We start from the raw sequence: 25,085 nt of genomic DNA on the forward strand, positions 1-25,085 counted from the left end.
CGCGCCCGCCGCTCGTGCGGCGGGTGGGGTGGTCGGGCAGCCGGGGACGGTCGGGGTTCGAGGGAGGACGGACGGGGATGGAGGGGAGACGGTTGGGGATCGAGGGGGGACGCCGGGGAACCACCCGCCCGGTCCGTCGCGGGCTGCCGGGCGGGCCCGGTGCGACGGGCGAGCCCGGTGTGACCGGCGGGCTCGATACGAAGAGCAGGCCCGGTGCGACGGGCGGGGCGTCCGGCGGCACCGGCGCGCCGCCGCGCGCGGCCGGACCGCCGAGGGCCGTCGGGATCGCCTGGGCGCTGCTGGGACTCAACACGCTCGGCTCCGCCGGAGCGAAGACGGTCGTGCCGCTCCCCCGCTCGCTCATCCAGATGGGCACGATGGGCGCACTGGTCGCCGCCTTCTGCCTGGCGCTCGCGCTCAATCTGCGGCTGCGCTTCCGCCCCAGCGCCTTCGTGTTCCTGCTGACCCTGTTGCTGGTGCCGAGCGTGCTCGCCAGCGTGCAGCTCGAAGTCGGTCTCGGGGCGCTGTTCCGCTGTGCCCGGCTGGCGCTCTTCGTCGCCACGCTGTGGCTGCTCAGCCGCTGGTGGCACGAGAGCCCGGCCCTCGTGCGCACGCACATCCGCATGTACGTGGCGGTGCTGGTGCTCGTGGCGGCCGGCCTCCTCGTCGCACCGGGCACGGCGCTGCCGGAGTACTACGGGGGGAGGCTCGTCGGCGCGCTGTGGCCGCTGACGCCGCCGCAGATCGGTCAGTACGCCGCGGTGGTGGTGGGGCTGACCGTGCTGCTCCTCCTCGGCCGCAGGACCACGCGGGCCGGCGCGGCGGTGATCGTCATGCCGGCGCTCGTCCTGCTCGCGATGACCCACACCCGGACGGCGACGCTGGGACTGCTGGTCGGGCTGGTGCTCGCGATCGGTTCGCTGTTCCTCACGAGCGCTCCCGCCCGCCGGTTCTTCGCCTGGGCGGTGGTGTGCGCGACCGTGGCCGCGGTGGTGTTCAGCTCCGCGCTGCGCGCGTGGTTCCTGCGCGGGCAGAGCCAGGACGCACTCTCCAACCTGACCGGCCGGGCGAAGGTCTGGGACGCCCTGCTCGCCGAGCCCCGGACGGTGCGGGAGCGGCTGTTCGGCGTGGGGCTGAGCGACAAGTCCTTCGACGGGCTGCCGATCGACAACAGCTGGCTGGCCGTCTACCACGAGCAGGGCCTGCTCGGTGTGGTCCTCGTCGCGGGGATGCTCCTGGCCCTGGGCGGGGTCGCGCTGCTGCGCCCGCCGTCGCTGCCGAGGGCGTGCGCGATCTTCCTCATCGCGTACTGCGCGCTCTCGTCGTACACGGAGGTGGGGCTGGGCGACGCCTCGGCGTACCTGCTGCACCTGACCCTGGCGGCGGCGCTGCTCGCGGTGCCCGTACCAGCCGTACAGCCCGGCCCGCCGCCGGCCCCCGGGCTTTCCCCACGACGTGTCCCGCGATGGGCCCGGAGGTGACCTGAGCATGCGAGTCCTGGTGGTGCACAACCACTACTCCTCGGCGCAGCCGAGCGGGGAGAACAGGGTGGTGGACGAGGAGGTGGACCTGCTGCGCGCGGCGGGCCACCGGGTCGGGCGGTTCGAGCGGCGCAGCGACGACATCGCGGGCCGGTCCCTGCTCGGCAAGGCCGCGGTGCCGCTGCTGGTGCCGTGGAACCCGGCGGTCCGCACGGAGCTGGCGGCGCGGCTGCGGGCCGACCGGCCCGACGTGGTGCACGTCCACAACGTCTTCCCGTTGCTCTCCCCCGCGGTGCTGGCCGCGTGTGCCGACGCCGGTGTGCCGGTCGTCGCCACGCTGCACAACTACACGCAGGTGTGCCCGCCGGGGACGCTGCACCGGGAGGGCCGGGAGTGCTCCGAGTGCGTCGGGAGGAGCGCGCCGCTGCCCGCCGTGCGGCACGGCTGCTACCGGGACTCGCGGCTGGCGACGGTGCCGCTCGCGGTCGGTCTCGCGGTCAACCGGCGGCGGTGGTGGTCCGGTGTGGACCGGTTCTTCTGCATCTCGGCGGCGCAGCGCGACGTGCTGGTGCGGTCGGGCATGCCGGCCGATCGGCTCGTGGTGAAGCACAACTTCGTGCCCGATCCGGGTGTCCGCAGGGAGGGCGAGGGGGAGCACCTGCTCTTCCTCGGCCGGCTGGCGGAGGCGAAGGGGGTGCGGCTGCTGATGGCGGCGTGGGACGCGCTGGCGGCGGAGGGCGGGGTGGGGGTGCCGCTGGTGGTGGCGGGCGCGGGCCCGCTGGAGCCGGAGGTCTCCGCGTGGGCGGCGGACCGGGACGACGTGCGGTACGCCGGTCTGTACGGCCCGGAGGAGTGCCGCAAGGCCGTCGCGCGGTCGGTCGCCGTGGTGGCGCCCTCGCTGGCCCGGGAGACGTTCGGTCTGGTGGTCGCGGAGGCGATGGCGGTGGGCGTGCCGGCCGTCGCCGCGGGTCACGGCGGGTTCGCCGAGCTCGTCGAGGACGGGGTGACGGGGCTGCTGCACCGGCCGGGCGAGGTCGCCTCGCTCGCCGAGTGCCTGCGCCGTGTCGCGGCCAGGCCCGATGCCAACCGGGAGATGGGCCGGGCGGCCCGGAGCCGGTACGAGCGGGGCTTCGGCCCGGCCGTGGGCCTGGCGCGCCTGGAGGAGGAGTACCGGTCCGTGATCGCGGGCCGGTCCGGCGGCGGGGGTGCCCCGCCGTCCGTAGGGGAATCGACTGGCTCGTCGCGGGTGCGCCCGCGCGGGCGGGATGGGGGAAGCAGATGACACGTTGCCGGCTCTGCGGTGCGGAGGCGCTGACCAGCGTCGTCGACCTGGGGGCGACCCCGCCGTGCGAGAGCTTTCTGGGGGCGGACGAGCTGGACCGGCCGGAGCCCGCGTACCCGCTGCACCTGCGGGTCTGCGCGGAGTGCTGGCTGGCGCAGCTCCCGCCGCTGATCACCCCGGAGGAGACGTTCACGCAGTACGCGTACTTCTCCTCGTACTCGACGTCCTGGGTGGAGCACGCGCGGGCGTTCGTCGGGAGCGCGGTGGACCGGCTCGGTCTCGGTCCCGACGCCTTCGTGGTGGAGGTCGCGAGCAACGACGGGTACCTGCTGCGGCACGTGGTGGAGCGGGGGATCCGCTGCCTGGGCGTCGAGCCGTCGGTGAACGTGGGCGCGGCGGCGCGGGAGGCGGGCGTGCCCACGCTGACGGCGTTCCTGTCGCCGGAGACCGGGACCGCCGTCCGCGCGGAGCACGGCCCGGCGGACCTGGTGGTCGCGAACAACGTGTACGCGCACATCCCGGACGTCGTCGGGTTCACGCGGGGGCTGCGGGCCCTGGTGGCCGACGACGGCTGGGTCTCCGTCGAGGTGCAGCACCTGCTGACGCTGATGGAGGAGAACCAGTACGACACGATCTACCACGAGCACTTCCAGTACTACACGGTGGCGTCCGCGGCCCGGGCGCTGGCGAGCGGCGGGCTCACGCTGGTGGACGTGGAGCTGCTGCCGACGCACGGCGGCTCCATCAGGCTGTGGGCCCGCCCGGCGGAGGCGGCCGGTGAGCCGTCGCGCCGGGTGGCGGAGGTCCTGGACCGGGAGAAGGCCGCCGGGCTCCAGGAGCTTTCCGGGTACGGCGAGTTCTCCGCCCGGGTCGCGAAGGTGCGCAGGGACCTGCTGCGGTTCCTGATCGACGCGGCCGAGCGCGGGGAGACGGTCGTCGGCTACGGCGCCCCCGGCAAGGGCAACACGCTGCTGAACCACTGCGGGATCCGGCCCGACCTGCTCGCGTACACGGTCGACCGGAACCCTTACAAGCACGGCAGGTTCACCCCGGGCACCCGCATCCCGATCCTGCCGCCCGAGCGGATCGCCGCCGACCGGCCGGACTACGTCCTGGTCCTGCCGTGGAACCTGCGGGCCGAGCTGGTCGAGCAGCTGGCCTACGTGCACGAGTGGGGCGGGCGTCTCGTCTTCCCCGTACCGGAGCTGAGCATCGTCGAGGTGACGCGATGAAGGTCGTCCTGTTCTGCGGCGGTTACGGGCTGCGCATGCGCGCCGGGGCCTCCGACGACGTGCCCAAGCCGATGGCGATGGTCGGACCGCGCCCGCTGATCTGGCACGTCATGCGGTACTACGCCTACTTCGGGCACACCGAGTTCATCCTCTGCCTCGGCTACGGGGCCCACCACATCAAGGAGTTCTTCCTCACCTACGAGGAGACGACGTCCAACGACTTCGTGCTGCGGGGCGGCCGGACCGAGCTGCTGTCCACGGACATCTCCGACTGGACGATCACCTTCGCGCAGACCGGCATCGAGTCGCCGATCGGGGAGCGGCTGCGCCGGGTGCGGCACCACCTGGAGGGCGAGGACATGTTCCTCGCCAACTACGCCGACGTGCTGACCGACGCGCCGCTGCCGGAGATGATCGACCGGTTCGCGCGGCGCGACGCCGGCGCGTCGATGATGGTGGTGCCGCCGCAGTCCTCCTTCCACTGCGTGGAGCTGGGCGAGGACGGCCTGGTCGGGGGCATCACTCCGGTGAGCGAGCTGCCGCTGTGGGAGAACGGCGGCTACTTCGTGCTCCGCCAGGAGGTCTTCGACCACATCCCGGAGAACGGCGACCTGGTCGCCGACGGCTGCGCGCAGCTCGCCAAGCGCGGGCGTCTCGTGGCGCACCGGCACCGCGGCTTCTGGAAGCCGACCGACACCGTCAAGGAGCGCGCCGCGCTCGACGAGGCGTACGCGCGGGGCGAGCGGCCGTGGGCCGTGTGGGAGCGGGACCGCGCCAGGGCGGGGGCGTGATCGGGCTGGGGGCCGGGCGGCCCCTGGAGCGGATCGTCGCCGTGGGCGCGCACTGTGACGACATCGCCATCGGCGCCGGCGGCACGCTCCTGACGCTGTGCCTCGGCCGTCCGGGTCTTCGGGTGGACGCGCTGGTGCTCACCGGTGGCGGCGGGGAGCGGGAGGACGAGGAGCGGGCGGCGCTCGCCGCGTTCTGTCCGGGCGCCGACCTGCGGCTGACGGTGCTGAAGCTGCCGGACGGCCGGCTCCCGGCGCACTGGGAGGAGGCCAAGTCCGCGGTGGAGGAGTTACGCGGCCGGACCGATCCCGATCTCGTGCTGGCCCCGCGCACCGAGGACGCCCACCAGGACCACCGCGGCCTGGCGCGACTGCTGCCGACGGCCTTCCGCGACCACCTGGTGCTCGGCTACGAGATCGTCAAGTGGGACGGCGACCTCGGCCGTCCCGTGGCCTACCAGCCGCTGTCGGCGGAGGTCGCCGAGCGGAAGGTGCGGCTGCTCCAGGAGCACTACCCCTCGCAGCGCCACCGGCCCTGGTACGACCGCGAGGCGTTTCTGGGCCTCGCGCGGATCCGCGGCATCGAATGCCACGCCCGCTACGCCGAGGCGTTCGCCGTCTCCAAACTCACTCTCGATCTGGGGGAATGAACCGTGCGCGTACTGCTGACCGGACACCAGGGCTACCTGGGCACCGTGATGGCCCCGGTCCTCGCGGCCGCCGGGCACGAGGTCGTCGGTCTCGACTCCGGCCTGTTCGCCGAGTGCGTGCTGGGCCCGCGCCCGGCCGACCCCGACGGACACCGGGTGGACCTGCGGGACGTCACCGCCGAGCACGTGGCCGGGGTGGACGCCGTCGTCCACCTGGCGGCGCTGTCCAACGACCCGCTGGGGTCGCTGGCGCCGGACCTCACCTATGACATCAACCACCACGCGTCGGTCCGGCTGGCCCGGCTGGCCCGCGATGCCGGGGTGCGTCGCTTCCTGTACGCGTCGACGTGCTCGGTGTACGGCGCCGCCGGGGGCGACGAGCTGGTCGGCGAGGACGCCCCGCTGCGCCCGGTGACGCCGTACGCCGAGTCGAAGGTGCGGGTGGAGGACGACCTGCACGCCCTCGCCGACGCCGACTTCACCCCGGTGTACATGCGCAACGCCACCGCCTTCGGCCACTCCCCCCGGCTGCGCGCCGACATCGTCCTGAACAACCTGGTGGGACACGCCCTGCTGTCCGGCGAGGTCCTGGTGCTCTCCGACGGCACGCCGTGGCGCCCGCTGGTGCACGCCGGCGACATCGCGCGGGCCTTCACGGCGGCCCTGGAGGCGCCCCGGGATGCGGTGCACGACCGGGCCTTCAACATCGGCAGCGAGACCAACAACGTCACGGTCGCGGAGATCGCCGCGCAGGTCGCGGAGGCGGTGGACGGCGCGCGGGTGGTGATCACCGGGGAGAACGGCGCCGACCCGCGGTCGTACCGGGTGGACTTCTCCCGCTTCCGCGCGGCGATCCCCGGCTTCGAGTGCTGGTGGACGGTGAAGCAGGGCGCGCTCGAACTCGCCGACGCCTACCGCGGGCACGGCCTCACCCGGCAGGACTTCGAGCAGCGCTTCACCCGCCTCGCCGTGCTGCGCGCCGCGTCCGAGGCCGGCGCCGTCGACGACACCCTGCGGTGGCGCCGATGACCACGCCCGGCGAGGAGATGCACGCCCTGGTGGAGCGGCTGTACCCGATCTGCCGGAGCATCACCGGCGACGGGGTGCGCGCCACCCTGGACGTCGTCGGCGAGTACCTGCCGCTGGACGTGCACGAGGTGCCGACCGGGACGCGGGTGCTGGACTGGACGGTGCCGCAGGAGTGGAACATCCGGGACGCGTACGTCGCCGACGCCACCGGCCGGCGGGTCGTCGACTTCGCCGCGTCCAGCCTGCACGTGCTCGGCTACAGCGTCCCGGTGGCGCGGCGGATGCCGCTGTCCGAGCTCCGCTCCCATCTGCACACGCTGCCGGAGCACCCCTCCTGGGTGCCGTACCGCACCAGCTACTACCGGCCCGACTGGGGGTTCTGCCTGGCCCAGGAGACCCTGGACGCGCTGCCGGACGGCGAGTACGAGGTGCGCGTCGACTCGACGCTCGCCGACGGGCACCTCACCTACGCCGAGCACGTCGTCCCCGGGCGGGTCGCGGACGAGGTGATCGTCTCGTGCCACGTCTGCCACCCGTCGCTCGCCAACGACAACCTGGCCGGCATCGCGGTGGCCGTCTTCCTGGCCCGGGAGCTGGCCCGGAGCACCCCGCACCACACGTACCGGTTCCTCTTCGCGCCCGGCACGATCGGGGCGATCACCTGGCTGGCGCGGAACGCGGAGCGGGTGGACCGGGTGAAGCACGGGGTGGTGCTCGCCTGCGCGGGCGACCGGGGCGATCTGACGTACAAGCGGAGCCGGCGCGGCGACGCGGAGATCGACCGGGTGATGCGGCACGTCCTGGAGACGTCCGGACGCCCGCACCGGGTGGTCGAGTTCACCCCGTACGGGTACGACGAGCGGCAGTTCTGCTCACCCGGGTTCGACCTGGGCGTCGGCTCGCTCACCCGCACCCCGTACGCCGGCTACCCGGAGTACCACACCTCGGCCGACAACCCGGGGTTCGTCTCGCCCGAGGCGATGGAGGACACCCTCGCGGTCTGCCGCGAGGCCTTCTCCGTCCTCGACCGCAACCGCCGCTACACCAATCTCAGCCCTTACGGGGAGCCGCAGTTGGGGCGGCGGGGGCTGTACGACGCGCTCGGCGGGCGCAGCGACACGCGGCAGGCGCAGATGGCGATGCTCTGGGTGCTGAGCCTCTCCGACGGCGAGCACGGGCTGCTGGACGTCGCCGAGCGGTCCGGGCTGCCGTTCGACACGGTCGCCGCGGCGGCCGACGCGCTGCGCGACGCCGGGCTGATCAAGGCATGACGCCGGTGACCGCAGAGGGCGGGAGGACGGCGCCGGCGGAGCGGCGGTCCGGGCGGCGGGCCCTCGCGGGCCGGCTGTCCTGGGGCCTGGCCGACCAGGCGGTGTGCAGCCTGACCAACTTCGCGGTCGGCGTGTACGTGGCCCGCTCGCTCGGACTCGCCGCGTTCGGCGTGTTCAGCCTGGCCTGGGTCACGTACGGCGTGGTCCTCGCCGTCTCCCGTGGCCTGGCGACCGACCCGCTCGTGGTGCGCTTCAGCGGGGTGCCGGACGCCCCGTGGCGCGCGGCGGCGGCCCGGTCGGCGGGGACGGCGCTCACCGTCGGCGGCGCCGTCGGCGCGGTGTGCCTGGCCGCCGGGCTCCTCGTCGGCGGGCGCGTCGGCACCGCCTTCGCCTGCCTCGGCGTCGTCCTGCCGGCGCTGCTGCTCCAGGACGCCTGGCGGTTCTCGTTCTTCGCCGCCGGCGCCGGGCGCAAGGCGTTCGCCAACGACCTGCTGGGCGGGGTCGCGCTCGTCCCCGCCATGGTCCTCGCGGCCGGCGTGGGCAGCGTGGCCGCCTTCGTGCTCGCCTGGGGCGCGGCCGCCTCGGTGGCCGCCGGGTACGGCTGCCTCCAGTCCGGCATCCGGCCCCGGCCGGGCGGGGCGCGCGGCTGGATCCGGGAGCAGCGCGACCTCGGCTACCGGTACCTGATCGAGAACGCGGGCGTCGCCGGCGCGGGCCAGCTGCGGGCGTACGGGCTCGGCGCGATCGTCGGGGTCGGCGCGGTGGGGGTGGTGCGCGGCGCCGAGCTGCTGCTCGGGCCGTTCCTCGCCGTGCTGATGGGCCTGTCACTGGTCACCGTGCCGGAAGCGGCGCGGGTGCTGCGGCGGGCCCCGCACCGGCTGCGCGTCTTCTGCCTGCTGCTCGGCGGCGGGCAGGCCGTCGCCGCGCTGCTGTGGGGCGGGGCGCTGCTCCTCGTGCCCGACCGGCTCGGCGCGTTCGTGCTCGGCGGCGTCTGGCACCCCGCGTCGGAGCTGATCGTGCCGGCGACGCTCGGCGTCGCCGGGGCGAGCCTCGGCACCGGCGCGGCGGCCGGGCTGCGCGCGCTCGCCGCCGCCCGGCGCAGCCTGCGCTGCCAGCTGATCGCCTCCACCCTCTACGTCGGCGGCGGCCTCGGCGGCGCCGTGGCCGGCGGCACGGCCGGCTCCGCCTGGGGCGTCGCCGCCGCGACCGTCGTCAGCTCGGCGGTGTGGTGGCTGGCCCTGCGGTCGGCCCTGCGCGCGCACCCGGCCCCCGCCGTCCGCGGGGCCGAGACCACCGGAACCACACCATCCGCGAAGTGAGGACGTCATGACCGCCCGACCCCGGCTGAGCATCGGCCTGCCCGTCTACAACGGCGAGGAGTACCTCGCCGAGTCCTTCGACGCCCTCCTCGGCCAGACGTACGAGGACTTCGAGCTGGTCGTCTCCGACAACGCCTCGACCGACGGGACCCGGGACATCTGCCGCCGGTACGCCGAGAAGGACTCCCGGATCCGCTACATCCGGCTGCCCCGGAACATCGGCGCCGCCCCGAACCACAACCACGTCTTCACCGAGTGCCGGGGCGAGCTGTTCAAGTGGGCCTCGCACGACGACCTGTACGCCCGCGACCTGCTGCGCCGCTGCGTGGAGGCGCTGGACGAGCGTCCCGAGGTGATCCTGGCTCACGCCGACCAGGCGGTCATCGACGAGGACGGCCGGGTGAAGGTGCCGTACGCGTACGGGCTCGCCACCGCCTCCCCGCACGCGCCGGAGCGGTTCCGCAGCATGCTGTTCGAGCCCGGCGGCGACGACTTCTACGGGGTGATGCGGGCCGAGGTGCTGCGCCGGGTGAAGCCGCACGACAGCTACCACCACGCGGACCGCACCTTCGTCTCCGAGATCGGCCTGCACGGGCCCTTCCACCAGGTGCCGGAGCTGCTGTACTTCCGCCGCGACCACCCGACCCGCGCCGAGCGGGCCAACCCCTCCAAGCGGTCCCGGTGCGTCAACCTGGACCCGCGCCGGGCGGGCCCGCTGCACCCGACGCCCCGTCTCCTCGCCGAGTACGTCTGGGGTTTCGTCGCGGCGATCCGGCGGGCGCCGCTGTCCTCGGCCGACCGGCGGGCCTGCTACCGCCACCTGGCCGAGTGGGCGGCGAGCCGGGCCCGGCCGGGCGCCGGCGAGCGGGTCGAGGACCGCGCGCCGGTGGACCCGGCGAAGCTCTCCGTCTCCGTCGACGACCTGGTCGCCGGGCGTGAGGGGAGGCGGGCGTGACCCCGGTGCGGGTGGGGGTCTTCGGCCTGCTGGGCTCCGGCAACCTCGGCAACGACGGCTCGCTCGAAGCAGTCCTCGGGTACCTCCGCGCCACGCGCCCGGAGGCGGTCGTGGACGCGCTGTGCGGCGGGCCGGAGACCGTGACGGCCCGGTACGGGATCCCCGCCACCCGGCTGCACTGGTACCGGGGCGAGTACCGGACGGCGTCCCGCGCGGGCGCCGTCGCCGGAAAGGCCCTCGGCAAGGTCGTGGACGCCGTCCGCACCGCCCGCTGGGTGCGCCGCCACGACGTGGTGATCGTGCCGGGCATGGGCGTCCTGGAGGCCACGCTGCCGCTGCGGCCGTGGGGCTTCCCGTACGCGCTGTTCCTGCTCTGCGCGTCGGGCCGGCTGCTCGGCACCCGGGTCGCGCTGGTCGGCGTGGGCGCGGACGCGATCGCCGACCGGCCGACCCGGGCCCTGGTGCGCCGCTCGGCCCGGCTGGCCGCGTACCGCTCCTACCGGGACACCCTGTCCCGGGACGCGATGCGGGCGATGGGCGTCGACACCGCGCGCGACCCGGTCCACCCGGACCTGGCGTTCGCCCTGCCGGCCCCCGCCGCGCCCGCCCCCGCGGGTCCGCCGGGCCGGGTGTGCGTCGGGGTGATGGCCTTCCGCGGCGGGAACGACGACCGGGCCCGGGCCGACGAGATCCACCGGCGGTACCTCGACGGCACGATCCGCTTCGTCCGCGCCCTCGCCGACGAGGGCCGGCAGGTCCGGCTGCTCACCGGCGACGCGTGCGACGCGCCGGTGGTCGACGCGATCCTCGACGCGGTGGACTCGCCGCTGGTCACCGCCGCCGAGGCGGCCTCCCTCACCGACCTGATGCGGGAGGCGGCCGCCGCCGACACCGTGGTGGCGACCCGCTACCACAACCTGGTCTGCGCCCTGAAGGCCGGCACCCCGACCCTCGCCCTCGGCTACGCGGCGAAGAGCGCGGCGCTCATGGACCGGATGGGCCTGGGCGACCACTGCCACCCGGCGCGCGAGGTCGACGCGGACCGGCTGCTCGACCAGTTCCGCGCGCTGGAGAAGCACGCGGCCGACGTACGCCGGACCCTCGCCGAGCGCAACCGCGAAGCCACCCGCCGACTGGACGCCCACTTCGAGGCGTTGACCACCGCCCTGTTCCCGGCCACCGTCCCCACCCCGCGAGAGGCACCATGAAAGCGACCGAAGTCCCGGCGATCGCCGGCGCCCACCTCTTCGAGCCGACGCCCCACGCCGACGAGCGCGGCTCCTTCTGCCGCACCTTCGACGCCGACGTGGTCCGCTCCGTCGGCCTCGACCCGGACGCCTTCGTCCAGGACAGCCTCTCCCGCTCGGTCCGGGGAGTGCTGCGCGGGCTGCACCTGCGCTCCGGCGCCGGCGAGGCGAAGCTCGTGCGGTGCTCGTACGGGCGGATCTTCGACGTCGTCGTGGACCTGCGGCCCGACTCCCCGACGTACCGCTCCGTGGCCACCTTCGAGCTGTCCGACGCCACGCAGACGACCCTCTACATCCCGGCGGGGTGCGCGCACGGCTTCCAGGCACTCACCGGACCGGCCGACGTCTCGTACCGCATCGACCGCCCGCACGACCCCTCCGAGGACGTGACGATCGCCTTCGACGACCCCGAACTCGCCGTCCCCTGGCCGCTGCCGGTCACCTCGGTGTCCCGCAGGGACCGGGAGGCGCCGAGTCTCGCCGAGGTCCTGAAGCGGAGGGAGGGCTGACATGGCCGGGGAGTCCGAGGAGTTCGCACTGCCCCTGTCCCGCGCGGCGAACGAGCGCCTGCACGCGATGGTCCCCGGCGGCGCGCACACCTACGCCAAGGGCGACGACCAGTACCCCGAGGGTCTCGCGCCGGTCATCAGCCACGGGCGGGGCGCCCACGTGTGGGACGTCGACGGCAACCGGTACGTCGAGTACGGCTCCGGGCTGCGGTCGGTCAGCCTCGGTCACGCCTACCCGCGTGTGACCGAGGCGGTACGCCGGGAGCTCGACCGGGGCGGCAACTTCGTCCGGCCGTCGATCGTGGAGGCCGAGGCCGCGGAGCGCTTCCTGGCGACGGTTGCCACCGCCGACATGGTGAAGTTCGCGAAGAACGGCTCCGACGCGACGACGGCGGCGGTGCGGCTCGCGCGGGCCGCCACGGGGCGGGCGCGGGTGGCGATCTGCGCCGACCATCCGTTCTTCTCCACCGACGACTGGTTCATCGGCACCACGCCGATGGCGGCCGGCATCCCGGAGTCGGCCGCCGGCCTCACCGTGTCGTTCCCCTACGGCGACCTGCCCGCCACCGAGGAACTCCTCGCCCGCCACGAGGGCGAGATCGCCTGCCTGATCCTCGAACCGGCCACCCACACCGAGCCTCCCCCCGGGTACCTGGCGGGCCTGCGCGCCCTCGCCGACCGGCACGGCTGCCTCCTGGTCCTCGACGAGATGATCACGGGTTTCCGCTGGTCCGAGGCGGGGGCCCAGGGCCTCTACGGAGTCGTCCCCGACCTCTCCACCTTCGGCAAGGCGCTGGGCAACGGTTTCGCCGTCGCCGCCCTCGCCGGCCGCCGCGAGCTGATGGAGCGGGGCGGGCTGCGCCACGACGGCGACCGGGTGTTCCTGCTGTCCACCACGCACGGCGCGGAGACGCACGCGCTGGCCGCCGCGTCGGCCGTGCAGACGACGTACACCGAGGAGGGCGTCACGGCGCGGCTGCACCTCCTCGGCGAGCGGCTGGCGGCCGGGGTCCGCGAGGCCGCGGCGGCCATGGGCGTCGACGACCACGTGCTGGTACGGGGCCGGGCCAGCAATCTCGTCTACGCCACCCTCGACGAACACGGGCGCCCCTCCCAGGAGTACCGCACCCTCTTCCTGCGCCGGCTCCTGGCGGGCGGGGTGCTGGCCCCGTCGTTCGTGGTGAGCGCCGCGCTCGACGAGGCCGACATCGACCACACCGTGGAGGTGGTGGCGGAGGCGTGCGCGGTGTACCGGAAGGCGCTGGACGTCGGCGATCCGACTCCGTGGATGGGCGGCCGGGCGGTGAAGCCCGTGTTCCGCCGGAGGGCCTGAGCGGCGGCGGCCTCGGGTCCCGACCGGTCAGCTCGCGGCGGTCCGGTCGGCGACCCGGTGGGCGGCCCGGTCGGCCGTGCGGTCGATCAGCCACGCGGTCGCCGGCACCACCGCGAGGGCGGTGCACAGTCCGCCGAGGGTGTCGGTCGGGTAGTGGGCGCTCAGGGCGACCTGAGCCCAGCCCATGGCGACGCCGGCGACCGCGGCGGCGGCGAGCACCAGGAGGGCGCCGGTCACCCGGCCGAGCCGCCGGGCCGCGAGCATCGTGAGGACGAGGGCCAGCGCGGTGAGGAAGGCGGTGTGCCCGCTCGGGTAGGCGAGGGACCCGTCGTGGATGGTGCGCCCGATCAGCGGCTTGAGCACCTTGGTCGCCGCCACGGTCAGGCCGGTGCCGGCGACGAGGAGCGCGGCCGCGCGGGGCCGCCGCAGCAGAAGGCAGCCGGCCAGGGCGGTCAGTACGAGGGCCGCCGCGCCGGCCGGCTCGCCCAGGAAGTCCACGGCGAGGGCGGTCCGCCGCCACTCCGGCACCGTTCCGTCCACGGCCGACCCGATCCGGGTGTCCATGGCGCCGGGCCCGCCGACGCCGGAGTAGCGGAACCCGATCAGGAGGACCGCGACCGCGGCGAGGGCCGCCGTCGGCCCGAGCCACGCGCGTAACGGCGGGGGCAGCAGGACGGCCGGCGTGTTCCGCAACTCGACTCCTCGGGAAGGCGGGAGGGGTGCGGCCCCGCCCCGCGCGACCGGGCGCGGGGCGGCACACGGCGCTCACCACCCTAGCCATGGGGCGCCGCGCGCGGGGTCAGCTCCGCCCGTCTCCGTACCCGTGCGGCTCCTGGCCTCCCGGTGCGTCCTCCAGGAGGGCGCAGACGAAGCGTTCCTCCGCGGCGCGCAGCCGGGTGAGGAGCGCGGGGTCGAGGGGGACCTGGCTGGTGACGGAGACGGTCACGGTCCGTCGCCCGTCGCGGGTGGCGGCGGCGAACTGGGTGTAGCCCGGGGTGTTTCCGGTGTGGCCGAGGACGGTGCCGCAGCGGGTGGTGTAGCGGAAGATGCCGAGCCCGGCCGCGTTGACGCCGGGGCCCGCGGGCTGGGACTCGCCGGGGACGAAGCGGGTCTGGGCGTGCCGGGTCTTCGGGGAGAGGAGGGCGGGCCCGGCGTAGCCGCCGAAGAAGGCGCCCAGGTCGGCCGGGGTGGAGACGATGCCGCCCGAGGCCCACGCGCCGGACGCGCTGATCGCCTCGCTGACGTCCTCGGGCGCCTCGCCGGGGGCGGTGGCGTAGCCGTGGAGGAAGGGGCGGGGAAGGCGGAAGCCGGAGGGGAGGCTGGTGTCGCGGAGGTCGAGGGGGCGGTACACGAGCTCCTTGAGGAGGTGCTCGTAGCGCTGTCCGGTGGCCTGTTCGGCCAACAGGGCGACGGCGATGTTGTCCGAGTTGGAGTACGCGTACCGGCTGCCGGGCGGGAAGGCGAGGTCCTGGCCGGCGGCGAACTCCAGGAGGCGGCGGGAGTCGAATCGGTGCCGGGGGTCGGCCTGGACGATCGCCTGGAAGCGTTCGGTCCTGCTGTAGTCGGGCAGCCCGCTGGTGTGCTGGAGGAGCTGGCGCAGCGTCACCGCGTGCCACGCCTCCGGGAGGTGGGGCAGACGCTGCCCCAGGGTGTCGTTCAGACCCAGGGCGCCACGGTCCACCAGGCTCAGGGCGACGGCCCCGCTGAACGCCTTGGCGACGCTGGCGATCCGCATGTGGTCGCGGGTGCGGGGCGGCCGGTCGGTGCCGACCTCGGCGGTCCCGGCCCGGTACACCTTCCGCTCGCCGTCCCGGGTGAGCACGGCGATCGCGCCGGGCGGCCCGCCCGGGGCGGCGACGAGCTCGGCGAGGGCGCGCCGCAGCTCCCGGTCCGAGGTGCCGTCGGCGGGGGGTGTGGCGTACGCGAGGGCGGGGGCGGTCAGCGCGCCGGCGAGGAGCAGGGCGGTGACGGTGGCCCGGCGGCGTGGAGCCGGGGCGGATCGGGGCATGCGGAACCTCCTGGACGGGCCGGCGCCTGGACGCGCCGGCCCGTCCAGCTTCCGCGCCCGCCCGCGCCCCCGCCGTCCGGAACCCCCCGCCCTGAGCCACCCGGCGGTGCGGAACCCCCCGGCGGGATGCCCCTGCGCTCAGCGTGCGGGGCGGCCTCCGTCCCACCCGGCTCCGCGGACGGTGGTCACGTGCCGTTCGACGTGCGGCACCAGCGCCTCGACGGCGACCGCCACGAGCCGCTCCGACACCTCACCCCGGCTCAGAGCAGTGACGTACGCGACGACCTGCTGATGCGTGAGCCCCGGCAGGCTCCGCCGCAGCAGGTGCATCGCCCTCACCCGCCCGTGCGTCTCGGCCACCGCGCGGACCTCGTCGTGCAGGTCGTCCACCGCGGTCCTCGTCGTCTCCTTCCGGATCCGGGTCCGGTAGTCCGCCTCCCACTCGCCGCTCTTGGCGGCGAGGAAGCCGATCTGGTGGAGGCTTCCGTCGACGAGGTCGACGAGGTACGGGCCGTTCCCCACCAGGGCCGCGCTCGGGTTCCCGGTGCGCAGGTACTCCTCGGACGTCCAGGCCACGATCCACGCCAGCTCGTGCCGCCGGACACTCGTCACGGCCGCGCGCACCGGCTCCAGGCCGAGCTCCCGTTCCCGCCGGGACTCGCGTGCGAGCTCTTCCTCGACCATGCGCACCGCGACGTCTCGTTCGATCATCCGGGCAGCATCCCCCAGGCGGGAAGCCACCGCCACGGGGTTTCCACGCGCCTACGCCACAGCGGAACCGCCGGGCCCCACCCGTCGGCGGTGACGGGTGGGGCGCCGGTGGGCTCTCACCGCCGGCTGGTCAGCACTTCACCCAGTAGCCCGGGGAGGTCTCCTTGAGGGTGCTGGTGACCATGACGTTCCACAGGCCGAGGTTCTGCTCCGAGCCGTTGGCGTAGGTGTAGCCGCCGAGCTGGTGGGCGCGGCCGGCCTGGGTGTGGGCGTAGTTGCTCGCCGTGACGCAGACGGGGGCGGTGCCGGTGGTGGTGGCCGTGGCGGTGGCGCTCCTGGCCCCGGCCGCGCCGGCGGCGTCCAGGGCGGCGACGGTGTACCCGTAGGACGTGCCGGCGGCGAGTCCCGAGTCGGTGAAGGCGGTGCCGGCGGTGATCGGCGACGCGTTGGCCTTCGTGCCGTTGCGGTAGACGTCGTACGAGGCCGCTCCGGAGACGGCGTTCCAGGCCAGCGAGACGCTGGTGGCGGTGGTGGCGGTGACGGCCAGGCCGGTCGGTGCGGGCAGGGACGGGGTGCCCGTGGAGTCACCGGCGCCGAGCGCCGCGGCCATGTTCATCACGGCCGTCATCTGCGGCCCGCTCTTCTGGGCATAGTCGGCCGACTTGTACCCCCACCAGTCCCAGCAGCCACGGGGGTTGCCGGTCATGGTGGTGGCCTGCGGGTAGAGGACGATCAGGTCGTTCGTGTCGGCGTACTCATTGAGGTACGCCTTGTCCATGAGGGCGTTGCCGACCAGCCCGAAGTACTGGTAGCAGCCGTGGAGGGTCACCATCAGCTTGCAGGAGGCCCCGCTCTGGCAGGACCGCGGCACGTACGCGAAGCCCTCCTTGCCCATGCTGATCGCGCTCGGGCTGCCACCTGGGGTGTACGCGCTCTGATCGAACTGGACCAGTTTTCCGGTCAGGGCTGCCGAACTGGCCGGCTTCACGCCGCCGAGCAGGTGCGTGAGCATCTCCTTGACCGGGTCGCCGCCGCAGTTGTTGACGTAGGGCGAGCTGGTGGAGGTGCACGCGTTGGGGCCGATCGGGCTGACCCAGGCGTGCCCCGAGGCCGAGGTGCTGTTGTAGACGACGTCGGTGCCGAGGTCGCGGTAGTAGGCGGCGAGGTCGTCGTTCACGGGCTGCTTGACGGTGGTGTCGTTGGTGCCGTGGAACAGCCACACCCTGTCGCCGGTGAGGTTGGCCACCGGGTCGAGCTTGCCGGCCGCGGCCCGGTCGCGGGTCAACTGCGCGAGCTGGGCAGGCGTCTTGCGGGCCTGGAAGGTGTCCATGCAGGCGTACAGGGCCGTGTTGAGGTTGTTCTGGGCGCAGTCGTACGGGCCCGCCGAGAAGATGCCGGCGCCCTGGAACACCTCGGAGTGGGCGACGTGCAGCTGGTTGGCCATGAACCCGCCGGACGAGAGCCCGCTGACGTACGTCGCGCTGATGTCGTACTGCTGGAGCGAGCCGGCGGTCGGCGCGGGTACGGCGGCCGTCGCGGGGGCGGCGGTGCTGCCGGCGGCGATGCCGACGGCCGTGAGGGCGGCCACGAGGAGCCGTCCGATCCTCGTCTTCAGGGGCACCGGCAGGGACGTCTTCGCGGGCCGTTTCGTCGGCTTCATCATGCGCGTCTCCAGGAGGGGCGGAGGTGGTGGCGGGACTGCGGACATCCTGGGGACAGCGGGCGGCCCCGGCCCACATGTCGGCCCACCACTTCCGCGGTCGCCGTTGTGGCGCGTCCTGCCATAGAAACGAAAGCTTCCGGCCACCCCGCGCGCGGCCCCGGCCGGTCTCCGCGGGCAACGCGTCTCGACACCCCACTCGTTCCATTAGGTTGTGACCTCCGCACCCGTCCAGAGAGATCACCGCATGGGCCACGACCGACTCCGCCCGGCGCCGCGAACACCCCGCGGCGCGGCCCCGGCGACCGGAACCTGAAGGGCTGACCTGACCGTGGAACAGCTGACCGGGGAGGACCCGGCGCACATAGGCCCGTACCGTCTGATCGCCCGCCTCGGCGCGGGCGGGATGGGCCTGGTCTACCTCGGCCGCTCCGACCTGGGGCGTACGGTCGCCGTCAAGGTCGTGCAGGCCGAGCACGCCCGGCACGCCGAGTTCCGGCGGCGGTTCGCCCGCGAGGTGGCGGCGGCCCGGCGGGTGGGCGGGGCCTGGACCGCCGACGTCCTGGACGCCGACACCGAGGCGGCGGTGCCGTGGGTGGCGACCCAGTACATCCCTGGGCCCGACCTGACCACCGTCGTCGCCCGGGACTTCGGCCCGCTCCCCGAGCATTCGGTCCGCACCCTCGCCAACCGCCTCGCGCTGGCCCTCCAGGCGGTGCACGAGGCCGGCCTGATCCACCGTGACCTCAAGCCGTCCAACGTCCTGATCACCGTGGACGGCCCCCGCGTGATCGACTTCGGCATCGCGCGGGCGATGGACGGCCTGGCCGGGGACAGTCTCCACACCCGTACCGGCATGCTGATCGGCTCGCCCGGCTTCATGTCCCCCGAGCAGGTGCGCGGCCTCGAACTCACGCCCGCCTCCGACGTCTTCTGCCTGGGGGCGCTCCTCGTCTTCGCGTCCACCGGACGCCTCCTCTTCGGTGCCACGGACACCGGGCTCAACGCCCACCTGTTCCGCGTCGCCGAGGAGGAGCCGGACCTGACGGGTGTTCCCGACTCGCTCGTCGCCCTCGTCCGCTCGTGTCTGCACAAGGACCCGACGAAGCGGCCCACTCCGCACGAGGTGGCCGCGTACACGGCGACGGACACGGCCGGCGAGGCGGACGAGTGGCTGCCGGGCACGGTCCTGGCCCAGCTGGGCCGCAGGGCGGCACACCTGCTGGACTACGCCCCCGCCGCCCCCGCCCGCCCGGTGCCCTCGCTCCCCGCGTACACCCCCACGGCCCCGTCCCTCACCGACGGTCCACCGCCGCCTCACCCCTGGAACGCGCCCACGTCACCGGCCGGCGCCGCGCCCCCGGAGGCTCCTCGTCCCCGACGCGGACGGGGTCTGGCGGCGCTGGCGCTGGCCCAGCTGCTCGTCCTCTTCGACGCTACCTTCTCCAACTCGATACTGGGGTTGGGTTATGCGGCCAGGTCCTTGGGCCTGTCCGCCCGCATGAAGGTCTGGTCCACGGTCTACCTGGACATCCTGGCCGTCTCCTACGTCCTGGCCTTCGTGCTGGTCCTGCTGTGCGGCGTTTTCGTCGCGGACCGGATGGGCCGCAAGAGAGCCCTGCTGCTCGGCCTGTCGGGGTTCACGGCGGCCGCCGTCCTCGGCATGCTGGCCCCCTCCACCGAACTCCTGATCACGTCCCGCGTCCTCCAGGGCGCCTTCGCCGCGCTCGTCTCGACCTCCGCTCCGCTCCTGCTGTCCTCCGCCTTCCCCGACCCGAGGGAGCGGCGCAGGGCGTTCGGCCGCTACGTCGCGATCGCCGGGGTCGGCCCGGCGCTCGGCCTGCTGGCCTTCTGGGTGCCGGCGACGCTGGGCCTGGCCTGGCGCTTCCTCACGCTCTTCATGATCCTCCTCGCCCTGATCGCCCTGATCGCCGTCGCGGCCTCGGTCCACGACCGGCCCGGCAGGACCGGCGCCCGGCTCGACGCCCCCACTGCGCTCCTCGGCGCCCTGGGCGTCATCGCCGTCAGCGGAGCCGTCCCCCATTTCACCGGTGATCCCGTCCTGATCCCGCTCGCCGGCGTCCTCCTTGCCGCCTACGTCTGGCGCCAGACCAGGACGGCCGCCCTCGCCTCCACTCCGCCCGACACCGCCTCCCGAGCCCCGGCCGCCCTTCTCGTAGCCGCGGCCCTCGCGAACACCGGCGTCGCCGTCTTCCTCATCACCACGGGACACCTGCACCACTGACGGACGACCGGGCCGAGCGGAGACGGCGGCGGACCGCCGCGCCGCCGCAAGGTGGAGGCACGAAGGGCTAGCACTCCTCGTCCTCCCCGACGCCGCCCGGGTAGCGCCCCGCCGGCCAGTCGGCGAAGAGCGTGTGCTCGACCTCGCGCCAGGCGGGCGCCTCCTCGGTCGCCGGCCGGTGCATCGTCACCGGCGCGTACGCGACGAGGACCCGGTCGTCGTAGCCCTCACAGCCGGGGAACGGCGTCACGGCGACGTGGACCGGGGCGTCGTCGGGCGCGTCCTTCAGCGCTTCGCGCAACCGCCCCACTGTCCAGACGACAGGCAGGTGTTCATACTCCGCTCCGCTCTCTCCCATGCCGGGAGGCTACCGTCCGCCTTCCCCTCCCCTCACTCCGTCCCGCGCTACCCGATCGCCGGTCCGTCGAGCCGGGGAGGGACCCAGGTGTGGTGCCGGAGGGTCGTGCGTGTCGGGGCCCGGGAAGGGGTCAGCCGCATCACCGTGTTGCGCAGGGCGACGGCTGCGGGATGGGAGAACCGCTGGCCCCTCCGAGCGGCCCGCCGCGCGGCGCGCGCGACCGTTTGACTGCGCGGCCGGCGCTCGGTGTCGTCACGGGTGAGTGCCGACTCCACCGTCGGCTCGGCGGCCATGGAAGCGGCCAGGGCGACCGCGTCCTCCAGCGCCTGGCAGGCGCCCTGCCCGTGGTGGGGGGCATCGCGCGCGCAGTTCGCCCACGTCGTGGTGGAGCACGGCCTCGGGCCGGGTCGCGTAGAGCAGGGCAGAGATCGGCTCGTGCCAGTCGCGCAACCTGCGGCGCAGCTAGCCCCGCGGGTCGGCGAACCGTCGCCCCTCGGGGCGGTCGGGCACGGCGTGGACGGGACCCGGGTGGGCGGGAAACAGCTGACCGCGCACCGCGCTGCCGGTGCCGTCGGCGGCCATCACCAGATCGGCGTCCATCACCGTGTCGCCGCAGCGCACGCGTACCGGCCTGCCCTAGGCGCCGGCTTCTTGCCCGGGCCCGGCCGCGCGAACCGGCTCCGCCTCGGAGCCGACCCGCAGCGCTCCGCCGGGAAGGTGCTCTCGCAAGAGCCGGTGCAGCGTGGCACGGGGGATGCCCGTGATCGGGGTGCCCAGGGTCCGGTCACGCTTCGACAGTCGTCTCAGTCGTGGCCGGACCCTACCCTTGCGAACGCGGCCGTCGTCACACTCGACCGGCAAGGCCGGAGTCCTGGCCGCCGCTGCCGCTCGCGGTGCGGTCCCAGAGGTCCAGCCCTTCACGGAGGAGTTCACGTACGGCCGCGGTCTCCTCTTCCGTCCACGGCTCCGCGCCGTAGATCTTCTCCCAGGCGCTGTCGATCACCGGTCCACGAGAGGTACGAAGAGGTCCGCTCGCGACACTGCGGGCGAGGTCCTCGACGAAGTGCCACGCGTCCAGCAGCGATCCTGGCGCGACCGAGGCGCTCTCGGGGTGCTCGACCCATCGCCGTACGGCGTCCCGATCGAGTGCGGCCTCGCCCTCCCAGACGACCGTCCAGGCGTTCCGGGCAGCGTGAACCCGCAGGGACTCGCGGTCCGGGAACATCAGGAGACGGCCGTCGTCGTCCACGACGAACTCGTCGAGGGCGTCGCCCTCTCCGGGCCGCCACGCCAGTGTCACGTTCCCCGCCCCGCCCTCGACGCGGTACGGATAGTGGTCGACCATCCCACTCCCCTTCGCCGGTCAGGCGTCCCAGGCACGCGGGCGGTCGAGGCCTTCCCACTCCGGGCGCAGCAGTGAGAACACGGCGAGGTCGTGGCGGCGTCCCCGGTGGAGACACGCGGCTCGGCGGACGCCTTCCTCGACGAAGCCGGACGCGGCGAGGACGGCGAGCGCGGGGGAGTTGTCGGTGTGCGTCTCCGCGGTCAGCCGGTACATCGGCAGTTCACCGAACGCCAGGTCCACCAGGGCGTCGAGAGCGGCGGCACCATGGCCGCGTCCACGGTGCTCGGCCGCGATGACCACCTCGACCTGGGCCGCGCCGTCGACGATGCTCTGCCCGGTCAGCGCCGCGTACCCGATGGGGAGGCCCCCGGGAGGGCCCTCGGGGACGACGACGAGGAAGTCGTCGCGATCGTCGTCCTCGATGTCCCGCTCGATGCGTTCGCGCAGGGCGGTGAGCGGACGCGGCCAGAGGCCCAGCTGATGGGCGGTCACGGGATCGGACCGCCACCCGTGCAGCAGCTCGGCGTCCTCCGTGTCGAGCGCCGCGAGACCGACGGACCCGGCCGGCCAGGCGATCTCCCTGGTGACCTCCCCGTCGTCCTCGTCGCCGGCGTTCCTGGTGTTCTCGTGCATGGGCGGATGCTACGAGTACCGCCGGGCCGGGACCAGCGGTTTTCCTCCGGTCTCGTCAGCGCTCCCGTCAGCGCTCCCGTCAGTACTTCCGCCCGCACTTCCGAAGGCACCTCTGAGCGCGGGGCCGTCAGCTCCCCGCGGGATCGACCACCCCACCCGCTCCGATGGGCTCGACGAAGGGCGCCCGCCACTCCGGCCGCGGGTCGGCACCGAGGCCGGTCCAGTACTCCCGTCCCCGGACGATCCGTCCGTCACGGACGGTCCAGAAGGACGCCGCGCGGAACACCCCGACGCCTTCGTGCGGGACCTCGACCTCGGACACCACCTCTTCCCCGTCGGCGACGATCCGCAGCACGTGGATCGTCCAGCCCTCCGGGTACTCACGGTTCACCGCGACGAAGTTCGCGCTGCCCACGATGCGTTCACCACTGACCGGCCACTCCACGACGGCGTCCTCCGCCACCAACCCGGCGACCCCGTCCCAGTCCCGCGCCTGGATCCGTTCCCACAGCGCCTCCACCACCACTCGCGAAGCTTCCATGGGCACACCCTCCCAGACGCCTCCGACAGAGCGGGCGGGCCACCCGCCCAGGCCACCGGCACGCCCGGCCCAACAGAGCCTTCACCTTCAGCCCATTGCAACATCTCGCGTATGCCGTTGCATCAATCTTGATTTCATTGCAATGAATTTGCGGCATCTATCTGCACTTATTGCCAGTTGACGCCACTCCGGCCTTGCCAACCCACTGAAGGCAACGTAGCTTTTCCCATGTCGGAAACACCGACGGCGACAACATCCCACAGGAGCAGACCTCATGCAGACCTTCGCCACCGCCGCCCCGATCACCACCGTCATCGACATCCCGGCCGGCCGCCTCCGCTTCGTCGCCGCCGACCGCGCCGACGCCACGGTCGACGTCCGCCCCGCCGACGCCACCAAGAGCCGCGACGTCAAGGCGGCGGAGGAGACGACCGTCGGCTTCGCGGACGGTGTGCTGCGAGTCTCGGCCCCGAAGGCCAAGAACCAGGTGCTCGGCCAGACCGGATTCATCGAGGTGATCGTCCACCTGCCGGCCGGCTCCGCCGTCGAGGCCAAGGCCGCGGCGGCCGACCTGCGCAGCGTCGGACGTCTCGGCGACGTCACCTTCACCAGCGCCCAGGGCCCGGTGAACCTCGACGAGGCGTCCGGCGCCCGCCTCTCGGTCCAGGACGGCGACCTCACCATCGGCCGGCTCACGGGATCCGCCGAGCTCTCCACCGCCCGAGGCGACCTGAAGATCGCCGAGGCCACCACCGGTACCGTCACCCTGACCACCCAGGCCGGTTCCATCTCGGTGGGCACCGCTCCCGGCGTCTCCGCCACCCTCGACGCCGGCACCTCCCTCGGCCGGATCCTGAACACCCTCCAGAACGCGGAGGGTTCGGACGCGGGCGTCGCCATCCGCGCCACCACCACGCTGGGCGACATCACCGCCCACAGCAACTGAGCACCGTGCGACGCAACGGCAACGGCAACCGCAACCGCAACCGCAACGCGGGCGGACGCGGCAGGAGCGGTTCCTCACCTCCTGCCGCACCCCCTGCCGCGCGGCCTGCCGCACCGCCTCCGCTCCACGCATTGCAGTGATTTCACAGATCCACCGGACGCCTCCGCGAATGTCCTAGGACGTGATCGTTTCTGCATGATGGTCTCCCTGCGTGAACACACGTACCAAGCTCGCTCTCGCGAGCGCCGTCATGTCAGCGCTGGCCCTCTCCGCCCCGACCACCACGGCGTACGGCTCCGGCGCCGCCGGTCCGGATCCCGTTCCGGCGCCCCTCGTCAGCGCCGCCAACGCGGTGCCGGGCGAGTACATCGTGACCCTCGACGGCACGGCCGACGCGACCGAGGTCGCGGAGAAGCTGAACCTCAAGCCCACGTTCGTGTACGAGAAGGCGATCAACGGGTTCGCCGTGCCGCTGACCATCCTCCAGCTGGACCTCGTCCGGAAGACGCCCGGGGTGACGTCGGTCGAGGAGGACGCGGTGACGCTCGCGCCGCCGCAGCCGTCCGCCACGGCGGGTGCGCGCAGCCCGGCCGCCTCCTGGGGACTGGACCGGATCGACCAGTGGAACCTGCCGCTCGACAACGACTTCACCACCACGGGCAGCGGCGCCGGTGTGACGGCGTACATCCTCGACACCGGCATCGACTACAACCACGACGAGTTCCGGGGACGCACCGCGTTCGGCTTCGACGCGATGGGCGACGGGCGGGCCGGCCAGGACTGCAACGGCCACGGCACGCACGTCGCGGGCACGGTCGCCGGCAAGACGTACGGGGTCGCCCGCAAGGCGAATCTGGTGAGCGTCCGCGTCCTGGGCTGCGACGGCCGGGGTACGTACTCCGGGATGATCGCCGGGCTCGACTGGGTCGCCCGCAACGCCCGGCAGCCGGCGGTCCTGAACGGCTCCCTGGGCGGCGACAGGTCTACGGCCCTGAACAACGCCACGACGGCCCTCCGCGCCGCCGGCGTGCTGCCCGTCATCGCGGCCGGCAACGACGCGAAGGACGCCTGCAACGTCTCCCCCGCGTCGGCGGAGGGCACGGTCACCGTCGCCGCCTCCAACGCGTGGGACGAGGAGGCGTCGTTCTCCAACTACGGCCGGTGCGTCGAGCTGTACGCCCCCGGCCAGGACATCGTGTCGGCCCGCATGGGCGGTGGCTCCGTCGCCCTGAACGGCACCTCGATGGCCGCGCCGCACGTGGCCGGCGTCGCCGCGCTCTACAAGGCCGTACACCCCACGGCGACCCCGGCCGAGGTCGCCGAGTGGATCGACGGCCAGTCCACGAAGGGCGTCCTGACCAACGTCAGCACCGGCACCCCCAACAAGCTGCTCTACACCGGCGGCCTGTAAGCCGCCAGGCCACCAGGCCTCTCTGCCGCAGGCTCCTGCTGTCCGGCCTCTCGACCACTTGGCCGCGCGCTCCTCGTCCATGGTGGTGGGTCAGGGGATCGGGGAGCGTCTGCCCGGGCTGGGCGAGCGGG

At 73.9% G+C, this 25,085-nt stretch carries 23 protein-coding genes and 1 pseudogene; 15 read left to right on the forward strand and 9 right to left on the reverse strand.

Annotation, left to right across the window (positions count from 1 at the left end; genetic code table 11):
• The first annotated feature begins 77 nt into the window (after nucleotides 1-77).
• Genes ACFYT9_RS05640 through ACFYT9_RS05695 form a run of 12 tightly spaced genes read left to right on the forward strand, consistent with a single transcriptional unit; the run spans nucleotide 78 to nucleotide 13,096 of the window.
• Nucleotides 78-1,481 (forward strand): O-antigen ligase domain-containing protein, encoded by a 1,404-nt coding sequence (locus ACFYT9_RS05640; protein ID WP_389161134.1) that lies wholly within the window; start codon nucleotides 78-80, stop codon nucleotides 1,479-1,481.
• A 7-nt stretch (nucleotides 1,482-1,488) separates the two neighbouring features.
• Nucleotides 1,489-2,763 carry a glycosyltransferase gene (locus ACFYT9_RS05645; protein WP_389161135.1) on the forward strand — a complete coding sequence of 425 codons (1,275 nt, stop codon included), beginning with the start codon at nucleotides 1,489-1,491 and terminating at the stop codon, nucleotides 2,761-2,763.
• On the forward strand, nucleotides 2,760-3,995 hold the full coding sequence (locus ACFYT9_RS05650; protein WP_389161137.1) for a class I SAM-dependent methyltransferase: 1,236 nt from the start codon (nucleotides 2,760-2,762) through the stop codon (nucleotides 3,993-3,995). The genes ACFYT9_RS05645 and ACFYT9_RS05650 overlap by 4 nt, the downstream gene beginning before the upstream one ends.
• Nucleotides 3,992-4,786 carry a glucose-1-phosphate cytidylyltransferase gene (locus ACFYT9_RS05655; RefSeq protein ID WP_387272590.1) on the forward strand — a complete coding sequence of 265 codons (795 nt, stop codon included), beginning with the start codon at nucleotides 3,992-3,994 and terminating at the stop codon, nucleotides 4,784-4,786. Before ACFYT9_RS05650 ends, ACFYT9_RS05655 begins: the two co-directional genes overlap by 4 nt.
• Nucleotides 4,783-5,433: a PIG-L deacetylase family protein gene (locus tag ACFYT9_RS05660; protein ID WP_389161139.1), complete on the forward strand. Its 651-nt coding sequence runs from the start codon at nucleotides 4,783-4,785 to the stop codon at nucleotides 5,431-5,433. The genes ACFYT9_RS05655 and ACFYT9_RS05660 overlap by 4 nt, the downstream gene beginning before the upstream one ends.
• 3 nt (nucleotides 5,434-5,436) lie before the next feature.
• Entirely contained in the window at nucleotides 5,437-6,462 is a 1,026-nt protein-coding gene (locus ACFYT9_RS05665; protein WP_389161141.1) for an NAD-dependent epimerase/dehydratase family protein, read from the forward strand.
• Nucleotides 6,450-7,733 carry a DUF4910 domain-containing protein gene (locus tag ACFYT9_RS05670; RefSeq protein WP_389161143.1) on the forward strand — a complete coding sequence of 428 codons (1,284 nt, stop codon included), beginning with the start codon at nucleotides 6,450-6,452 and terminating at the stop codon, nucleotides 7,731-7,733. The genes ACFYT9_RS05665 and ACFYT9_RS05670 overlap by 13 nt, the downstream gene beginning before the upstream one ends.
• Entirely contained in the window at nucleotides 7,730-9,052 is a 1,323-nt protein-coding gene (locus ACFYT9_RS05675) for a hypothetical protein (protein ID WP_389161144.1), read from the forward strand. Before ACFYT9_RS05670 ends, ACFYT9_RS05675 begins: the two co-directional genes overlap by 4 nt.
• Nucleotides 9,053-9,059: 7 nt before the next feature.
• A complete protein-coding gene (locus ACFYT9_RS05680) occupies nucleotides 9,060-10,007 on the forward strand; it encodes a glycosyltransferase family 2 protein (protein WP_387272600.1) in 948 nt (315 codons plus the stop codon).
• A gap of 11 nt (nucleotides 10,008-10,018) precedes the next feature.
• A complete protein-coding gene (locus ACFYT9_RS05685) occupies nucleotides 10,019-11,215 on the forward strand; it encodes a polysaccharide pyruvyl transferase family protein (protein ID WP_389161647.1) in 1,197 nt (398 codons plus the stop codon).
• The gene (locus tag ACFYT9_RS05690) at nucleotides 11,212-11,763 is read left to right on the forward strand and encodes a dTDP-4-dehydrorhamnose 3,5-epimerase family protein (protein WP_387272604.1); all 552 of its coding nucleotides are present in this window, start codon (nucleotides 11,212-11,214) and stop codon (nucleotides 11,761-11,763) included. Before ACFYT9_RS05685 ends, ACFYT9_RS05690 begins: the two co-directional genes overlap by 4 nt.
• A gap of 1 nt (nucleotide 11,764) precedes the next feature.
• Nucleotides 11,765-13,096, forward strand: coding sequence for a glutamate-1-semialdehyde 2,1-aminomutase (locus ACFYT9_RS05695; RefSeq protein ID WP_389161146.1), 1,332 nt, complete (start codon nucleotides 11,765-11,767; stop codon nucleotides 13,094-13,096).
• Between the two features lie 27 nt (nucleotides 13,097-13,123).
• On the opposite strand, the gene ACFYT9_RS05700 is transcribed toward ACFYT9_RS05695, so the two are convergent.
• From ACFYT9_RS05700 to ACFYT9_RS05715, 4 genes are all read right to left on the reverse strand, one after another.
• Nucleotides 13,124-13,789, reverse strand: a complete 666-nt coding sequence (locus tag ACFYT9_RS05700) for a phosphatase PAP2 family protein (RefSeq protein ID WP_389161148.1) — start codon at nucleotides 13,787-13,789, stop codon at nucleotides 13,124-13,126.
• A gap of 106 nt (nucleotides 13,790-13,895) precedes the next feature.
• Complete coding sequence (locus ACFYT9_RS05705; protein ID WP_389161149.1) at nucleotides 13,896-15,104, reverse strand: serine hydrolase domain-containing protein; 1,209 nt, start codon at nucleotides 15,102-15,104, stop codon at nucleotides 13,896-13,898.
• A gap of 138 nt (nucleotides 15,105-15,242) precedes the next feature.
• Nucleotides 15,243-15,815 carry a YrhB domain-containing protein gene (locus ACFYT9_RS05710; protein ID WP_389161151.1) on the reverse strand — a complete coding sequence of 191 codons (573 nt, stop codon included), beginning with the start codon at nucleotides 15,813-15,815 and terminating at the stop codon, nucleotides 15,243-15,245.
• A 130-nt stretch (nucleotides 15,816-15,945) separates the two neighbouring features.
• The gene (locus ACFYT9_RS05715) at nucleotides 15,946-17,478 is read right to left on the reverse strand and encodes a fibronectin type III domain-containing protein (protein ID WP_389161153.1); all 1,533 of its coding nucleotides are present in this window, start codon (nucleotides 17,476-17,478) and stop codon (nucleotides 15,946-15,948) included.
• A gap of 328 nt (nucleotides 17,479-17,806) precedes the next feature.
• Here ACFYT9_RS05715 and ACFYT9_RS05720 point away from each other — a divergent pair, with 328 nt between their 5' ends.
• Entirely contained in the window at nucleotides 17,807-19,720 is a 1,914-nt protein-coding gene (locus ACFYT9_RS05720; RefSeq protein ID WP_389161155.1) for an MFS transporter, read from the forward strand.
• 67 nt (nucleotides 19,721-19,787) lie between these two features.
• On the opposite strand, the gene ACFYT9_RS05725 is transcribed toward ACFYT9_RS05720, so the two are convergent.
• The 5 genes and pseudogenes from ACFYT9_RS05725 to ACFYT9_RS05745 all read right to left on the reverse strand — a co-directional run bounded on the left by ACFYT9_RS05725 (nucleotide 19,788) and on the right by ACFYT9_RS05745 (nucleotide 22,597).
• Nucleotides 19,788-20,078, reverse strand: a complete 291-nt coding sequence (locus ACFYT9_RS05725) for a DUF6225 family protein (RefSeq protein ID WP_387272615.1) — start codon at nucleotides 20,076-20,078, stop codon at nucleotides 19,788-19,790.
• 47 nt (nucleotides 20,079-20,125) lie between these two features.
• Nucleotides 20,126-20,864: pseudogene (locus ACFYT9_RS05730) on the reverse strand (FAD-dependent oxidoreductase); the annotation flags it as partial.
• A 58-nt stretch (nucleotides 20,865-20,922) separates the two neighbouring features.
• Nucleotides 20,923-21,423, reverse strand: a complete 501-nt coding sequence (locus ACFYT9_RS05735; RefSeq protein ID WP_389161156.1) for a hypothetical protein — start codon at nucleotides 21,421-21,423, stop codon at nucleotides 20,923-20,925.
• 18 nt (nucleotides 21,424-21,441) lie between these two features.
• Entirely contained in the window at nucleotides 21,442-22,056 is a 615-nt protein-coding gene (locus ACFYT9_RS05740) for a GNAT family N-acetyltransferase (protein WP_389161158.1), read from the reverse strand.
• A gap of 127 nt (nucleotides 22,057-22,183) precedes the next feature.
• Nucleotides 22,184-22,597 carry a nuclear transport factor 2 family protein gene (locus tag ACFYT9_RS05745; RefSeq protein ID WP_389161160.1) on the reverse strand — a complete coding sequence of 138 codons (414 nt, stop codon included), beginning with the start codon at nucleotides 22,595-22,597 and terminating at the stop codon, nucleotides 22,184-22,186.
• A gap of 274 nt (nucleotides 22,598-22,871) precedes the next feature.
• Between ACFYT9_RS05745 and ACFYT9_RS05750 the strand changes: the two genes are divergently transcribed.
• On the forward strand, nucleotides 22,872-23,543 hold the full coding sequence (locus ACFYT9_RS05750; protein ID WP_389161161.1) for a DUF4097 family beta strand repeat-containing protein: 672 nt from the start codon (nucleotides 22,872-22,874) through the stop codon (nucleotides 23,541-23,543).
• A gap of 250 nt (nucleotides 23,544-23,793) precedes the next feature.
• On the forward strand, nucleotides 23,794-24,954 hold the full coding sequence (locus ACFYT9_RS05755; RefSeq protein WP_387272689.1) for a S8 family serine peptidase: 1,161 nt from the start codon (nucleotides 23,794-23,796) through the stop codon (nucleotides 24,952-24,954).
• Nucleotides 24,955-25,085: the final 131 nt, after the last annotated feature.

The organism is Streptomyces sp. NPDC004435, assembly GCF_042873895.1.
GTDB lineage: Bacteria > Actinomycetota > Actinomycetes > Streptomycetales > Streptomycetaceae > Streptomyces.